The organism is Longimicrobium sp. (assembly GCA_036389135.1).
In the GTDB taxonomy this organism is placed as follows: Bacteria; Gemmatimonadota; Gemmatimonadetes; order Longimicrobiales; family Longimicrobiaceae; genus Longimicrobium.
Genome location: DASVQP010000029.1, coordinates 186786 through 202623 on the forward strand (window position 1 = coordinate 186786; position 15838 = coordinate 202623).

Consider the following 15838-nt stretch of genomic DNA (forward strand, 5'->3'; position numbering starts at 1 on the left):
ATCAAACCATCTGCCGCCCGCCCGCATCAGAGTGTGTGAACGCCGCCCCCGCAGCTTCCCCCCGGACGGCCGATTCCACACACGAACACGGCGAACCCTGACATGCGCATCCTGCTCGCTACTTTGACGGCCACGATGGTGATGGGCACCCTTCCCCTTGCCGCGCAGCGCGACGACTTCCGCTGGAGCGGGCGCGTGGCGCAGGGGAAGGAGATCGAGGTGGTGGGTGTGGTGGGCGACATCCGCGCCCTTCCGGCCAGCGGCGGCCAGGTGGAGGTCGTCGCCGAGATGCGCGAGGGGCGCGTACCCGTGCGCGTGGTGGAGCACGAGCATGGCGTGACGCTCTGCGTCGTATACCCCAACCAGCGTCCCAGCAGCAGCGGCCGCGGCAACGGGCGGTGCGGGATGACGGGGAACGTGGGCAACGATCCGCCGCGCGTGGACTTCACCGTGCGCGTCCCCGCCGGCGTGCGCTTCGCCGGCCGCAGCGTGACGGGCGACGTGCGCGCCCAGGGCCTGCGCGGAGCCGTGCGCGCCAGCACCGTCTCCGGCGGCGTGGACGTGCAGACCAGCGAGGAGGCCGAGGCCAGCACGGTGAGCGGCGACGTGCGCGTCGCCATGGGGCGCCTGCCGCGGAGCGGCTCGCTGCGCTTCAACACCGTCAGCGGCAGCGTGCGCCTGGTCCTCCCCTCCGACGCCGGCGCCGAGCTCCGGGTCACCACCGTCAGCGGCGATCTCGACTCCGACTTCGAGCTGCGCCTGAACTCGCGCGACAACGGCGGCCGCTCGTTCGTCCGCGTCGGCCACAACATCCGCGCCACCATCGGCAGCGGCGGCCCCGAAATCGAGATCCGCACCGTCAGCGGGGATGTGGAGCTGGCGCGCGGGCGGTAGGGGAAGTGTGTTAGTGCGTAAGTGCGTTGGGTGCAACAAAAATGTCATCCTGAGAGAGCTGCCCCACCACCGCCCTCGACGCACTCCGGACTGCCGCGGCGACCGAAGGATCTAGCGAGAGCCGGGCCGGGGTTCGCACGTACACGCGGGCCCCTCGGAGCGCGCAGTAGATCCTTCGTTCCGCGCCATAGGCTGTCGGTGAGGCAAGGGCGGAGAAGCGCGTCGCTCAGGATGACAGGGAGGTGGAGAATGCGCGAGCGCCCCGCCGGATCTCCCGGCGGGCCGCTCTGCGTCAAGCAATCTCAGGTGCGCCGGAAGGATGTATTCGGTGCGAAACCAGAGAATCCTTGCGCGTATGGCCGGCATGTGGCATCGTACCTCCAAACCGAATCAAATCCGAAATCGTAAACGGACGCAGCAGCCATGCGGAACAGCACACCAATAGAGTGGACGGATTCCACCTGGAACCCGACCACCGGCTGCACCCAGGTAAGCGCCGGTTGCGACCACTGTTATGCACTTGTCCTGGCGCGGACTCGCCTTGCGGACGGATATCTGAAGCGCCTTCCCGTCGTGCAGTCGGAGGTCAACATTGGGGATCCGTTCGCGGTGAGAGTTTGGGAGGAGCGCTTAACGCAACCGGCGCGTTGGACTGGCGCGAGACGTATCTTCGTCAACTCGATGTCGGACCTGTTCCACCGGGATATCCCGGAGTCCTTCGTGCGCCGCGTTTTCGAGGTGATGCTCAACGTGGACCGGCACATCTATCAGGTACTCACGAAGCGTCCCGGGCGCGCCGTTCGCTTCTTTGAGCGCAACCAGGATCTTTTCCCGGAAGGCTGCGTCCCAGCGCACATCTGGATCGGCACTTCGGTCGAAAACCAGGAAGCGGCATATCGGGTGGGACATCTGCGGAGTCTTCCTGCAACGGTGCGATTTCTCTCATGCGAGCCGCTCCTCGGTCCACTTAGTTTGGACCTGAATGGCATCCATTGGGTGATTGCTGGCGGAGAGAGCGGTGCCGACTTCCGCCCCATAGATCTCGAGTGGGCGCGCTCGATTCGCGAACAGTGCCTCGAAGGCGGGGTTGCCTTCTTCTTCAAGCAAGTTGGTGGCCGGACACCGAAGTCAGGCGGCCGGATGCTGGATGGCGAGATCTACGATGGTTATCCCGACCTTGTTGCAATCACGGCGCAGACCGGTGAACTGGTGGAAACCGCAGCGTGATAGGCCTCTTTCCCGCAACGAGCCCGGCTTCGCCCAGGCTCTGGAGGACCGCCGGAAACTGCATCGGAAAGATAGCCGTCTGCTCGAGAAGGTAGCGCTTGACGGTGTCCGACCGGCGATCCTTCTCCTCTGTCCAGCGGACTTCGCGGCCGGCGAAGTGGCTGGCTAGTTCGCGCACGACGGCATCTTCGTTCCCGCGAAGTTCTGCTCGGATTAACTCTGTTGACTCGTCGGGGAGGCTTGTGCTTCGGAGCGCACTGTCCATCGCCTCCTTCATCGTGCGGAGCCCCACCGGGCTCTTCGTGGCGTACACGAGCTGGTAGACTCGCTGGCTCGATGCGTCGCGCATAGGCAGCGCAAGGACGTATTTTGCGCCTGCATCGACCAGCGTGCGCATGTACCGCCGCACGAGCCACTCTCGGCGCGCGTGCTCCGGCACGAGCGCCGCCTCTTTTAGCGTGCCCGCGCCGAGCGCTTCGGATAGGATTCTGTCCGAAGCATCCTGCGTCGATCGTAGAGCGCGCTGACTCCGTTCCACGGCAGCGCGAGATCGCTCGACATCCTCCTCGACGAATTCGGGGAACAACGACGGGGCAGCACGGAGTACTTCCTCCTCCGCATCGGGGTCTCTCCCCTCCGCCAAGAGCACGGCGTGCAAACGGTTGGCGCCCACGTCGGCGAACAACGCAAAGACCTCGTTCTGCGGCCCATGCAGGAGCTGGGGCAGCAGGTCCTCGAGCAGGCCCTCGACCCCGAAGGGGTCGAGGAAGAACAGTGCCGGCTTATCTCCGATGTGCTTCGCGAACTTGTCGATACGCTCGACAAGGGTGCCGCATCGGACGACAGCGATTTTGCGTTCGGTGAACGGACGCATGACCTCCTGAAGGCGCGCGCAACGGACCGCATCCTTCTCGATCGCTAAAATCCGCATCACACCTTGGCCATCATGCTCAAAGGGCTCGGCGAGCTTGGCGGCGATCAGCGGCGAACCCGGATTTCCTTTTTTGTCGGACCCCTCACCCGCAAAAGCATCCACGAACCAGACCTCGCCACGGAGCTTCCGGAGCTTCGCAGCCCATGCACCAACGTACTTACGCAGAACGAGGTGCTTCAGGAGAGTGTGATCTTGGAACTCATCGAAGTGGCGATCTCCGGCTCGACTCATATGAAGCCCTCGCTGGTCCGGACGCAGGTGCCCATGTAGTTACGGTATATCTTCGGCAGACGCTCGGAATGGCGCAAGGCCTCCGTAAAGTTGACGCAGCGGACCGGGATTACCTGACTAGCCTTTTAGTCACCTGACTAAGAAGTTAGTCACCCGCTTGCGCCGGACCAGCGTCGGTTTGTGCTCTGGGTGGAACACCAGGGTTGGCGGACTCGCTGCATCGCGGCAGCACGCTCGCTCGTTGCCCAGAGTGCGTGCCGGGGGGGGTCGAACGACTTTGTGTCGAGCTTAACCAGAACGGCATCACACAGAGAGACGCAGAGGGAAACTGCAAGCCACAGAAAGCAGGCTTTCTGTTTCCTCTTGCAGTTCCCCTCCGCGGCTCTGTGTGAGGCCGTTGTTTCTTCGTCAGGCCTTCAGCTTCTCCAGGTACTGCTTGCGGAACTTGCTCACCTTGGGCGCGATCACCACCTGGCAGTAGCCCTGGTACGGGTTGCGGCGGAAGTAGTCGTCGTGGTACGACTCGGCCGGAAAGAACTCGGTGAACTCCGTCACCTCGGTCACCACGGGCGCGCCCCAGATCTGGCGCTCGTTGACGTCGCGGATGACCTCCTCCGCGACGGCCTTCTGCTCCGGCGAGTGGTAAAAGACCGCCGAGCGGTACTGCGGGCCCACGTCCGCGCCCTGCCGGTTGGGCGTGGTGGGGTCGTGCACGGTGAAGAACACCTCCAGCAACTCCCGGAAGGTGACCATCGACGGGTCGAAGGTCACCTGCACCACCTCGGCGTGCCCGGTTCCCTTGCCGCACACCTCTTCGTACGTGGGGTTATGCACGTGGCCGCCGGAATAGCCGGACTGCACCTTTTCCACCCCGCGAAGATCCTGAAAGACGGCCTCGGTGCACCAGAAGCACCCGCCGCCAAGAGTCGCCACTTCCCTGTCGTTCCGCATTCGGGCTCCAGCGTTCGGTTCGATGTAGGCGCGCAACCCTGCGCCTCCCTTGCTACGCCGCAGCGCGCCCGTCGTTCACCCTTTCCCCTCGTCCGGGTCGTGCGCCATCTCGTCGATCGCCACGGCGATGGCCAGGATGAGCGCGTCGTCCTCGCCCGGCGCGGTCTCCACGCCGTAGGTGTCGCGGATGGTGAACCAGTGCTTCGACACGCGCCCCACCACGTCGCCGCCGCGGCGGATCTCGTACTCGTGCTCCAGGATGTTGCCCACGGCCACCATGTCCTCGCCGCCCTCCACGTCGATGCCGAACTTGTCGCGGAAGGGCGAGATCAGCGCCTTGCGGATGGTGGCGATGGTCTCGCCGCCGCGCAGGATCTTCATGCTGTCGCGGATCGCCAGCTTCACCTCGCGCACGGTGGCGACCTCGTTCCCCGCGCGGTCCTCGATGACGAACGTCTCGCGGATCCTCATCACCTTGCCGTCCACGGTGTAGACGGTGTTCCCCTGCTCGTCCTCGATGGTGAAGTCCTCGCCGATCGAGATCAGCCGCTGTCTGAGCTTGTAGCGCGCCATGTGAGCCCCCCGCTCCCGTGTGGACCCGGCCCAGTGGCCGGCAGGCGCAACCCGGGGGCAAGCTCCGAGCCGCGCGGCCCGCGTATCGCCGAAAGCCGTCACGGATCTGGGGCGATGGGCGTTGTTCGCATCGTCGTCTCCCATCGCGCCAACCCCCGCGCAGGCCTCACCCTTTCGCAGAGATCAAGAAGAGAATGTGGAGCAAGGCATTTCGCGCCGCGCGCCTGGGCGTGGCGGCGCTGCTGGTACTCTCGCTGGGCGGGTGCCTCTGGCGGACGCTGACCGAGACCACCGACAACCGCACCTACCGCTTCGACGGCATCGTAACTCGAGCGGACGGCACTCCCGTGTCGGGTGCGACGGTGGAGGTCGTGGACGGGATCGGCTACTTCGTGCAGAGCCCACCACCGGGGAACGCGCCTCCGTGCAGCGACAAGGTGGGCGGGAAGTCGTACTTCTCCTCCACCGACGCTCAGGGGCGATACCGGGTGGAGGAGCGCGGCGAGCGCGGCGAAGACGGCCCCTGCATCAAGGTGCAGGTGACGCCGCTCGGGACCAGCGGGCTCGCGGAGGCGGTGGTGAAGGGCGAGTCCAGCATCTACACGCAGCCAGGCACCAACCGGACGCTCCTCCATCGGCGAGTGGACGTGGTGCTGCAGCCGGCGACTGCGCGGTAATCGGCTCGTTTTCCACGACGCAGCGGGGGCGCTCCACGGCCGGAGCGCCCCCGCTGTCGTTTCGTCACCCGTGTTGCGGCGGAGGGGTTGAAATTCGGTGGCCGCGTGTCCAAACTGCGTCCGTGCAGTGCCGCACGATGTCGAACGCCACCAGCGATGCGAGGATGGACCATGTTCACGGATCTCCGCCCGCGGCTCGCCGCCGCCGCATTCCTTCTCGCCGCCTCGGTGCTTCCCGCGGCTGCGCAGGCGCCCGCCCGCGACAGCGCGGCGCTGGTGACGGTGCTGGGGAGCGACACGGTGGCGCTGGAGCGCTGGGTGCGCACCGGCAACCGCTGGGAAGCCGCGGCCGTGGTGCGCTCGCCGAGCACGTCGTTCCGCCGCTACACGCTGGAGCTCTCGCCGTCCGGCACCATGCGCCGCTTCGAAGAGCGCTGGTACGATGCCGCGAACCCCGCCGGCGCGCCGCGTCGCACCGAGGTGGTGGAGCCCGCCGAGGGCGGATGGGTCCGCCGCATCACCGAGGCCGACTCCACGAGGCTCACGCGCTTCGAGGCGGACTCTTCCGCGCTTCCCTTCGTGGACCTGGTGCACTGGCCGCTGGAGCTGGCCATCGCGCGCGTCCCCGCCGGCGCCACGCGCCCCCAGCCGCTGATCGCGGGCGGCAGGTCGATCCCCTTCACCGTCGCGCGCACCGGCGCCGGCGAGGTCACGGTCACGCATCCGCTACGCGGACCATCCGTGGTGCGCGTCGATGCCTCCGGTCGCCTGCAGCGCCTGGACGCCGCGCAGACCACGCGCAAGGTGGTCGTCACCCGCGTCCCCTGGATCGAGATCGAGGCACCGGCACGTCGCTGGGCGGCGGCGGATGCTGCGGGGCGCGGCCTGGGCGAGCTCTCCGGCCGCGGGCGCGAGGAGGAGACGGTGGCGGGCGCGCGCATCATGGTGGACTACGGCACGCCCTCGAAGCGCGGGCGTGAGATCTGGGGCGGCATCGTGCCATGGGGGCAGCTGTGGCGCACCGGGGCCAACCGCGCCACCCACTTCACCACCTCGCGCGACCTCGTCCTCGGCGACCCCGCGCGTGGCGGGCTGGTGGTGCCAGCCGGCGAGTACACCCTCTTCTCCATCCCCGAAGCGGCCGGCGGCGTGCTGATCGTCAACCGCCAGACGGGCCAGACCGGCACATCCTACGACCCCGCCCGCGACCTGGGCCGCGTCCCCATGCGGCGCGTGACACGCGGCGGCTCCGCCGAGCGCTTCACCATCGAGGTGGACGACGCAGGCGCCGGCGGCGTGATCCGGCTGATCTGGGACCGCTCCGAGTTCGTGGTCCCCTTTACCGTCCGCTGAGCGCGCCGAGGTTCAGCCGACTTATGGTAGGGCGTGCGCGGGGAAGTCAGCGGCCGTGCGCGCCGGCATGTACGCACCACCCGAAGTACTCGTGCCGCGAATGCCGTGCAGCTGCCACGGCACTCGCGGTTTCGTGTTCATGCTCATCTCCCTCACAACCACCTCCTGCGGCGGATCGCTCGCAAACGCCTTCGCCGCCGGGACGGCGTCCAGAAATGCCTGCGCGAAGGCGGTCCGCTCGGGCAGCCGAAAGTGGACGGCGGGGCCCTGTACTACGATCGCCGAATCCGTCGGCGCGGCTCCGAGGGTTACGAAAACCACGCGCGACACCCGCAGATCGACCGTGTGCCCGAAAAGGGTGAGCGAGGACATTACTCGATTGTAGCGGATCGTGTACTCCCGCTCACCCACGGTCCAGGCCTCGGCACTCGATTCGCTATCCGCAGGCTCGGAACCACCCTCATTGCGCAACTCGCGCCAGCGCGTCGGTCGGCGGTACCAGTTCGTTGGGCCGCGGATTATCACCGCGTATCCCAGCACGGCACCGCTGTCCGGAGCGGGCTCCATGACGGCTTGCAGGACGGCCGACGCCGAGACCGGAGATGCACTCCTCATGCTGAAGGCACGTCCCGGGGCTTCGCCACTGGGAGGGGGCAGCGTGACGATGGTACTCTGTGCGGCAGCAGACTTCGTGAGAATCGCCACACCGACGGCGAGCAGCAGCGTGCTCGAGCGGATGGAGAATGGCATAAGCATATTTCCCGATGTTTGCCTGAAGCAGCATAGCGACCCAAGTCAGTCGCCATAGACGGAACTGGATAAGTGAATCAGACGGCTCACGACTGACGGGCTCGCCTACCGCGCCTTCATGCGCAGCCAGAGCAGGGCGGTCGCGAAGCCGGCAAGTCCTCCTGGGATCACAACGAAAAGAGCGGCCTCCGCTTCTCCAAAGAGCCCCACCCCTCGTGCCGCGAGAACTCCACCGCACGTAGCGGCCACCGCCGTCGTAGATATTACCTGGCCAATTGGGATGCGTCGGACCGGAACCCATGCAATGGGCGTGATGAGTGCGCCGGTAAGCCCGCCCCAGAAGCCGCTTACGAGTAGGGCAAAAGGAAGCGCTTCGGCAGCAAGCGTACCTCCGTACGTCAGTTGAGTACCGGCAAGGATGAGGATCCCCACACTGGTACCGCAGACGAATCCGATCGCCGCCAGACGTAATACGAGCAGCACCTGCTCACCCGGGCTACGGCGCATCTTCCTCATGGCTTCCGTGAAGGCCTGAACGCGCAATCCGGTCCGGCCGCCCGATTCTGGACGGCCGGACCGACATGGCTTCTACTGGACCTGGCACCCTGGAGGCAGATTGAGCAGCTCGCGCCATTGCTTCAGGGTGTTGGCCCGGGTACGCAGTTGAGTCCAATGTCCTTCCTTGTCCCTGAATTCCTCTTGGAAAGTGCCATCCACCTGTTGCTGGTTGATCTGAATCGAAGGATACTCGTCGCGCAAGACGTCCGTGTGATGCCAGCGGCCGTCAGCGCCTCTCTGGAAAACAACGAACCCGTCGATCGTGGGGCAGTAATCCCTGTCGGCGTATTGGCAGAACCCGTTGTAGAAGTGGAACTCGACGATGACCGTGCCGTTCTCCCCTTGATGGATCGCAAAGGACTTCGGATCGTGCGGAGCGGGGTCCGCCGTCACGGTAGCCGGACCCCAACCGATAGAGCTGCTGTTCATGTACGCGACACCGGTGCGGTCGTCGAGGTTCAGGTACATCTGCACGCGGGAAGCCTTGTACGGCGCATTCGAGTCGAAGTCTCGCCCATCTCCCTGCCCCAGCACGAACGTGCGCGCCGACGAGATGAACAGGTCGATGCACTTCGTTTTCCCGTCATTGCGGGGAACACACATATCTGGAGAAGTCCCGACGTTTGTACCTATCAACATTGCGGCAGCCTGGTGCCATGCGGCGGAGTCATCCTCCATCTTCTTCGCCTCATCCAGGTCCGCCAGGTACTTGGCGGAAGCGTTCGGGCAGGCATCGTAGTACTCCTGCAAAGTGAACATCACGGTGCCCGAGCCCCAACTGCTATAACGGTGATAAAACCAGTAAATGTTGGACATGTTCACGAGGTACGAATTCGAGTACCCAATGGCGATAATGCCCGGCAGGTGATAGGGGTCCGGCCCGGAACTCGTGGCTCTTACTGGGGAATTCGGCGCCACAACGGGGTTGCCGAGAGAACGCATGGACGTGCGCCGCTTGTGCCGCAGCGGATCAGTGAGCGGCTTCATGAGTGCGTTCGCCGCGACGATCGGTACTGGAAGGGCGGTTGCATGATCATATCCAGCGGCAGTCACCTTGCGCCTGAGCAGCGGCAGTGTGTTATGACGATCAATGAGGCCAGCGAAAGCTTCGTTGGTCAACGTGTTAGGGGCAATACAGGCGAGACCGATCTCGACCGGCGCGCCGTCTCCGCTCGCTAGGAAACGTGCCGAAACGACGGCCAGCAGTTCGCGCCCCTCGGTATCACGCCGTGCATCCTGCGGAAGCTTGAACGGCACTGCCTCTGGGGCAAGGAGCGCCACGCGCTCCCGTCCATCGCGCTCGCGGACGACGATGGCACACTGGGAGGCGAAAACGGTCTTCCGCGCAATCTGATTTTCAGTCACAGCCTGAGTGGGGATGCGATCACCTGCGCAGGCCGCCGCGAAGAAAGTACACGCGGCGAGTGTCACGATGTGGCGGTGGTCCTGGTAGCTAGGCATTTGGCTCCGACAGTAATTAAGATGGTGGAGTTTCTGTCTCGACGGCCTTCGACGTACGATCTCACCTCCTCGGTGGTAGGGTTTGCCGGGTGTTTGGGAGAGCGGGCTTCTCCACGAACGTTCCTCAAGGCCGCTTCGTAACGTTACCCTGGAGACAGCTCTAATTCACGCAGAGATCACCTGCGGTTTTGTCCATGGGGAGGCCATAGATCTGCTGCTGTTGTGCGCGTATATAGACTGGAAACGGCAATGGATATGACTCTTTGTACGTCCGCTCAAAGGCAAGAAACGTCCCTGAGTGGCGAGACCATTCGCTTGCGTTGCGCGCTGCCTCCCCCGGACCGATCTCACCAGTGGGTATGACCCTGTTCTTGCGCTGCTTTCGAGCCAACGTTTCGTAGTGCGCTTCTGGGCAGCCATTTCGTATGGGTAATCCCGGTGTCGCCCGAACGCAAGCGTTTCGATTTTACAGGCGGGTTAAGACCCTTGGTGCCGACGCTCCAAGTTTCCGGTCCGTTCCTGTTCGCTCACCGGATTGTGCAAGCCTACTTTAGACCCGACCCGCTCCAGCTAGCAGGTCAGCTGCGCTACCGCGTGCGCTCCTTGAGCTCGCGGCGGGCGACGTCCAGCCACTTCTTCTCCTCGCGGCGGTAGTGGCCGCTGGAGACGCGGGCGTGGCGCAACATCTCTTCGAAGACGGCGTACGCTTCGTCTTCGCGGCCGACGCGCTTCAGCAGGAGGGCGTAGCGGCAGCGGGCCTCCTCGCCGGCGGCGCCGCGGGAGAGGACGGCGTACGCGCGCAGGGCGCCCTCCACGTCGCCGGCGTCTTCGGCGATGCGGGCGTCGAGGAGCTGAATGGAGGCGGTGAGCATGGTGCCCTGCCGCTTGAGGCGCTCCATGGCGTCGCGCGCTTCGTCCATCTGCCCGGCCGCGTGGCAGGCGCGCGCCAGCGCTCCCAAGACGCGCGGGTCGTCTTCGTGGATCCCGTTCAGGCAGGTGCGCACCAGGGCTACCGCATCGTCGCCGCGGCCGGCTTGCAGGTAGGCGTCGGCCAGGGCGAGGCGGTTGTTGACGGTGTTGCTGAGCGCCACCTCGTCTTCCAGGCGCTTGACCTCGGCCGCGGGGTTCAGGCGCCGCGCCAGCCGCTTGCCCGCCGAGCGCAGGCCGCCCGTGCGCATGTCGGGAAGGTACTCCGCGAAGAAGTACACCAGCACGCCCACCCCCGGAAAGAAGAAGAGGATGAACAGCCACCACATCTTCCCCTGCCGGACGGCGTGCACGGCGAAGAACACCTGCGCCGCCAGCATGGCGAGGGCTAAGTACCAGGGGAGCCAGCCGAAAAAGCTCATGCGCGGGGTCGGGGCGACGGGGAGCGCGCGGAAGTCCGCGGACGAATTTCGGCGTGCCGCGCCGCTCGTGCAACCCGCACGGCCTTGCAGCCGCACGCCCGGGGCCGTAGGGTGCAGCGATCCCCCATCGCAAACCACCCAGGAGGTCGCATGCTTCGCCCCCGTTTGGCCGCGGCGCTGTTGCTCTGGACCGCCGCGCTGGCCGCCCCCGCCGCCGCGCAGGCCCCACGCACCGCGCCGGGCACCTTCTCCGTCGAGAAGTACCTGGACTACGAGACCGTCGGCGATCCGCAGATCTCGCCGGATGGCAGGCGCGTGGTGTACACCCGCCGCTGGGTGGACCGCATGGCCGACCGCTGGGAGTCCGCCCTCTGGATCGTGGAGGCGGACGGGTCGCGCAACCGCTTCCTGGTCAAGGGATCCAGCCCCGTCTGGTCGCCGGACGGCACCCGCATCGCCTACGTGGCGGACGGGGAGCCGAAGGGGCCGCAGCTCTGGGTGCGCTACCTGGACGTGGAGGGCGCCGGCACGCAGGTGACGCGCGGCACCGAGGCGCCGGGGAACGTGCGCTGGTCGCCGGACGGGCGCACGCTGGGCTTCACCCAGTTCGTGGCCAAGCCGGCGGACTGGAAGATCGGCATGCCTTCCGCCCCCAGCGGCGCCACCTGGACGCGCGCCCCTCGGGTGGTGGAGCGCCTTCACTATCGCGCGGACAGGCGCGGCCTCACCGAGCCGGGCTTCGTTCACCTCTTCGTCGTTCCCGCCGAGGGGGGCACGCCGCGCGCCGTCACCTCCGGAGACTGGAGCGTGGGCTTCCGCTTCGACCAGATCCCCGGCGAGGTGAGCTGGTCGTGGATGCCGGACGGGCGCACCGTCATCGTGGAGGGGCTCAACGAGCCGGACGCGGACCTGAGCTACCGCGACGCGAACCTGTACGCCGTGGACGTGGCCAGCGGCTCCATCCGCCGCCTGACCCCCGACCGCGGCACCTGGACGCAGCCGGTGGTGTCGCCGGACGGGCGCACGATCGCCTTCGCCGGCCACGCCTTCAACCGCCAGAGCTACCGCGCCCAGGACCTGTACCTGATGAACGCGGACGGCAGCGGGATGCGCCGCCTGGCCGAGGGGCTGGACCGCGATCCCAACGGGATCACCTCTGCTCCGGACGGGAGCGGCGTTTACTTCACCGCCGCCGACCGCGGCACGCGCAACGTCCACTTCGCCTCCGCGCGCAGAGGGGCGGCGCGCCAGCTCACGCGCGGCACGCACATGCTGGGGCTCAGCTCCATCTCGCGGGCCGGGATCGGCGCGGCTGTGCGCAGCGCTCCACAGTCCCCGCCGGACGTGGTGCGCGTGGACCTTCGCCGCGGAGGCGAGCCGGTGCAGCTCACGCGCGTCAACGAGGACCTGCTGGCCGGGATGCGCCTCGGCGCCGTGGAGGAGGTATGGTACACCTCCACCGGCGGCGCGCGCGTGCAGGGGTGGATCGTGAAGCCGCCCGACTTCACCCCAACGAGGAAGTATCCGCTGATCATGGAGATCCACGGCGGGCCGCACGCCATGTACGACGTCGGCTTCAGCCCCATGTACCAGAACTTCGCGGCGAACGGCTACGTGGTGCTCTACACGAATCCGCGGGGTAGCACGGGCTACGGCAGCGCCTTCGGCAACGCCATCGAGCGCGCGTATCCCAGCGTGGACTACGAGGACTTGATGGTCGGCGTGGACACGGTGCTGGCCCGCGGCTACGTGGACCCGGAGCGGATGTTCGTGGGCGGGTGCAGCGGCGGTGGGGTGCTTTCCAGCTGGGCGGTGGGGCACACGGACCGCTTCGCCGCGGCCGCCGTGCGCTGCCCGGTCATCAACTGGATGAGCTTCGCGGGCGCGACCGACGTGCCGCTCTTCACGGCCAACTTCTTCGACAAGCCGTTCTGGGAAGACCCGCAGCCGTGGCTGAAGCAGTCGCCGCTGATGTACGTGGGCAACGTGAAGACGCCGGTGCTGCTGATGACGGGCGAGCTGGATCTGCGTACCCCGATGTCGCAGAGCGAGGAGTACTACGCGGCGCTCAAGACCCGCGGCGTGCCCACGGCGCTGCTGCGGTTCGAAGGCGAGTTCCACGGCACCAGCTCGCGGCCGTCCAACTGGATGCGCACGCAGCTCTACATGATGAGCTGGTACGAGCGCTGGGCCGGCAAGCGCGGCCAGGCCATGCCGCGGACGGCAGGGACGCGGTAAAAGAAAAGCCTCACACAGAGAACACAGAGGGAACAGAAAGCCACGGAGAAAACCTTTTTGCTGTTCTCTCTGTGGCTCTGTGTCTCTGTGTAGGGCCCGCTGTCGTCTTCAGCGCACGATTATGCGGCGCTCTATCGTGGCAGGCGCGCCAAAGATGTTCGTGCCGCGCACACGCACCAGCGCCTCGCCGGGAACCATGAGCCGAAGCTGAACGTCGCGGGGAAAGGCGCGCAGGTCGTCGGTACACACGCCGCCGCCGCCGACCGCGTCGAGGTCGAACGGGGCGATCTCCGCGACCGAGCCCGCGATCTGCACGGTGGCGCCATCCGCCCGGGTGCACGAGCCGCTGCCGAAGGTGGTGACCCGCGCGGTGAAGCTGGCGCCCACCGTCACCGTGTCGGGGATGGTGAGCGCCTGCGCGGTCTCGCGGTCGTCGTAGATGCTGATCACGCCCGGCACCCGCCTCCACTCCGTCGCCATGGAGGCGCTGGAGCAGGCGGCGACGAGGGCGAGCAGGGCGAAGTGTATGCGTCGAAAAGTCATCAGAATCCAGTGGCGTGGATGGGCGGTTCGTTCGATCCACAACGAACCAACCCAGCCGATCGCGACGCACCGGGTCAGCCGCGTGCCCGCCGCGCCTTGTCGCGCAGCATGAAGAGGTACATCGATTCCACCTTTTCGCGCGCCCACGGCGTCTTGCGCAGGAACTTGAGGCTGGACGCGACGCTGGGGTCGTCGGTGAAGCAGCGGATGCGGATGCGCTCCCCCATCGCCGCCCATCCGAAGTGGTCCACCAGCTCGTTCAGCATGCGCTCCAGCGTCACGCCGTGGAGCGGGTTCTTGGCCTGCGGCTGCGGGTCGGTCATGGTGCGGTGGTTCCGGTGTGCTCTCCGGGCGGGCGCGGGATGGTGTCGCCGGAGATCCCGCGTGCGGCGAGAGAGCCCTGCACGCGGTACGCGCGTCCCAGGTCAGCGTCGAGGTCGATGGTGATCTGGAAGCGATCCGCGTCCAGCCAGCGCATCGTCGCCACACCCGCATCGGTGGCGCGCGCGGCCACACCGGCTCCACGTAGCACCAGATCGCCGCTGGGGAGCTTCGCGACCGCCGCGTACGTGGACCCGTCGGTGCTATCCCGTCCCAGGTATGCGACGTGTCCCGCGCCGGGAGCAAAGCTCACGCCCTCGTGCGCAATCCAGTTCGCGGGCGGCGCCAGGATGCGCGTGCCGCGCGTCCGCGCATCGTACGCAAAGAGTCGCGGCGGATCGTCTGCGTGCGAGGATATGCCGTAGACTACGCTGTCGCCCGCCACGGCTGTCACGCCGCTGGCTGCTTCCACGCGAACGTCTGGCAGCGTATCGGGGCCGCGGTCGGTGCGCACGACCACACGGCGCAGGAATCCGCCGTACAGCTCGCCCTGGTACGGAATGGAGTCGACGTACTCCACGCTCCGCACCTGCGCGGCGCGTGGCTTCGGCGTTTCGCTCCGCGGCTGGCTTCCTTCGCAAGCGGTGGCGATCGCGGCCGCGATGAGGAGGATGAGGATTTTCACGGCTGGCGGCATCATCGTCTCGTGACATCCCCTGTGATACGTCATACCGGATTCGCCAGCCGCGCGGCGAGCTGGTCCAGCACCATCGGCCAGGCCTGCGCGTGCGCGTCGCGCGAGGGCTCGTCGGGAAAGCCGGCGTGGGTGAGGCGCAGGCGGGTCCCGGCGCCCTCCGGCGTGAGATCGATCGTCAGCACCGTTTCGACGCCGCGCGTGCCCCCCGTGCCGGTGACCCACGTCAGCTCCACGAGCCGGTCATGCTCCAGACGCAGGAAGCGGCCGTAGTGGGGGTACGCCTTGCCGCCGGCATGCACCTCGAAGACAAAGGGCTCGCCCTCCTCCGCCCGCATCCTCGCCGTACCCGGCGCGGCGAACCACGCGTCGAAGCGATCCGTGAACGCGCCGTAGAGCGCACCGGGCGGTGCATCGAAGGCGCGCTCGGTGTCGAGCTGAAAGTTGCGTTCGGCGGATGCAGGCGCGTGCACGCCGCGTGGATCGACGAGCTGCATGACCTCGATGCGGTTGCCGAACGGGTCGTGCACGTAGAAGCGCCGCATCCCGGGATACCGCTCGTCCCACTGCGCCGAGTGCCCCGCCGCATCGCACCGCGCCGCCACCGCGTCCACGTCGTCCACGCGCAACGCGGGATGCGCCCTCCGCGCCGGCTCAAAGTCGGCCTCCACCCCCAGGTGCAGCTCCACTCCGCCGGAGCGGAACCACGCGCCGCCGTTCGCCATCATCGGGTCGGGCTTGGGCACCTCCTCCAGCCGCAGCACGCCGCTGTAGAAGGCGCGCGCCGCGTCCTCCTCCCCCGCCGGCATCGCGATCTGCACGTGGTCCAGCGCCAGGTACGCCATATTCCCTTCCTCGCGAAAAGCATCACACAGAGACCACGGAGGGAACCGCAAGGCCACAGAGAAAACCTTTCTGTTCCTTCTCGCTGTACCCCTCTGTGCCTCTGTGGTGCGCCGTGCAAAGGCGGCGTGTTCTTGCGGGTGAAAGTCCCGCCGGAGGAGTTGACGGTACACCTCCGTAGCTACGGGCGGGTGGCGACCGGCGACGGGAGACACCGAGCCGTCCGGACAACGGTCCTCCA

The 15838-nt window shown here is 66.8% G+C and carries 16 protein-coding genes; 5 read left to right on the forward strand and 11 right to left on the reverse strand.

The window, feature by feature from the left end; translation table 11 throughout:
• The first annotated feature begins 102 nt into the window (after positions 1-102).
• Together VF584_07225 and VF584_07230 are read left to right on the forward strand one after the other, a co-directional pair.
• Positions 103-894: a DUF4097 family beta strand repeat-containing protein gene (locus tag VF584_07225; GenBank protein ID HEX8209961.1), complete on the forward strand. Its 792-nt coding sequence runs from the start codon at positions 103-105 to the stop codon at positions 892-894.
• Positions 895-1317: 423 nt separating this feature from the next.
• A complete protein-coding gene (locus VF584_07230) occupies positions 1318-2121 on the forward strand; it encodes a phage Gp37/Gp68 family protein (GenBank protein ID HEX8209962.1) in 804 nt (267 codons plus the stop codon).
• Here the strand turns inward: VF584_07230 and tcmP are convergent.
• The 3 genes from tcmP to VF584_07245 form a co-directional block, all read right to left on the reverse strand.
• Positions 2081-3286 (reverse strand): three-Cys-motif partner protein TcmP, encoded by a 1206-nt coding sequence (gene tcmP, locus VF584_07235; GenBank protein HEX8209963.1) that lies wholly within the window; start codon positions 3284-3286, stop codon positions 2081-2083. The genes VF584_07230 and tcmP overlap by 41 nt on opposite strands.
• 408 nt (positions 3287-3694) lie before the next feature.
• Positions 3695-4237 carry a peptide-methionine (S)-S-oxide reductase MsrA gene (gene msrA / locus VF584_07240; GenBank protein ID HEX8209964.1) on the reverse strand — a complete coding sequence of 181 codons (543 nt, stop codon included), beginning with the start codon at positions 4235-4237 and terminating at the stop codon, positions 3695-3697.
• Between the two features lie 75 nt (positions 4238-4312).
• Positions 4313-4810, reverse strand: coding sequence for an LURP-one-related family protein (locus tag VF584_07245; protein HEX8209965.1), 498 nt, complete (start codon positions 4808-4810; stop codon positions 4313-4315).
• A 194-nt stretch (positions 4811-5004) separates the two neighbouring features.
• Between VF584_07245 and VF584_07250 the strand changes: the two genes are divergently transcribed.
• Both VF584_07250 and VF584_07255 read left to right on the forward strand, forming a co-directional pair.
• A complete protein-coding gene (locus tag VF584_07250) occupies positions 5005-5487 on the forward strand; it encodes a hypothetical protein (GenBank protein HEX8209966.1) in 483 nt (160 codons plus the stop codon).
• A 171-nt stretch (positions 5488-5658) separates the two neighbouring features.
• Entirely contained in the window at positions 5659-6840 is a 1182-nt protein-coding gene (locus tag VF584_07255) for a DUF2911 domain-containing protein (protein HEX8209967.1), read from the forward strand.
• Between the two features lie 21 nt (positions 6841-6861).
• On the opposite strand, the gene VF584_07260 is transcribed toward VF584_07255, so the two are convergent.
• The 4 genes from VF584_07260 to VF584_07275 all read right to left on the reverse strand — a co-directional run bounded on the left by VF584_07260 (position 6862) and on the right by VF584_07275 (position 10958).
• Entirely contained in the window at positions 6862-7590 is a 729-nt protein-coding gene (locus VF584_07260; GenBank protein HEX8209968.1) for a hypothetical protein, read from the reverse strand.
• 105 nt (positions 7591-7695) lie between these two features.
• The gene (locus VF584_07265) at positions 7696-8106 is read right to left on the reverse strand and encodes a hypothetical protein (GenBank protein ID HEX8209969.1); all 411 of its coding nucleotides are present in this window, start codon (positions 8104-8106) and stop codon (positions 7696-7698) included.
• 72 nt (positions 8107-8178) lie between these two features.
• A complete protein-coding gene (locus tag VF584_07270) occupies positions 8179-9609 on the reverse strand; it encodes a hypothetical protein (protein ID HEX8209970.1) in 1431 nt (476 codons plus the stop codon).
• Between the two features lie 587 nt (positions 9610-10196).
• Entirely contained in the window at positions 10197-10958 is a 762-nt protein-coding gene (locus VF584_07275; GenBank protein HEX8209971.1) for a hypothetical protein, read from the reverse strand.
• 150 nt (positions 10959-11108) lie between these two features.
• On the opposite strand from VF584_07275, the gene VF584_07280 reads away from it, so the two are divergent.
• Entirely contained in the window at positions 11109-13196 is a 2088-nt protein-coding gene (locus VF584_07280) for a S9 family peptidase (protein HEX8209972.1), read from the forward strand.
• Between the two features lie 108 nt (positions 13197-13304).
• Here VF584_07280 and VF584_07285 read toward each other — a convergent pair whose 3' ends face one another.
• From VF584_07285 to VF584_07300, 4 genes are all read right to left on the reverse strand, one after another.
• A complete protein-coding gene (locus VF584_07285; protein ID HEX8209973.1) occupies positions 13305-13739 on the reverse strand; it encodes a hypothetical protein in 435 nt (144 codons plus the stop codon).
• Positions 13740-13813: 74 nt separating this feature from the next.
• A complete protein-coding gene (locus VF584_07290) occupies positions 13814-14062 on the reverse strand; it encodes a VF530 family protein (protein ID HEX8209974.1) in 249 nt (82 codons plus the stop codon).
• A complete protein-coding gene (locus tag VF584_07295) occupies positions 14059-14760 on the reverse strand; it encodes a hypothetical protein (GenBank protein HEX8209975.1) in 702 nt (233 codons plus the stop codon). Before VF584_07295 ends, VF584_07290 begins: the two co-directional genes overlap by 4 nt.
• Before the next feature lie 26 nt (positions 14761-14786).
• Positions 14787-15599: an SRPBCC domain-containing protein gene (locus tag VF584_07300; protein HEX8209976.1), complete on the reverse strand. Its 813-nt coding sequence runs from the start codon at positions 15597-15599 to the stop codon at positions 14787-14789.
• Positions 15600-15838 lie beyond the last annotated feature (239 nt).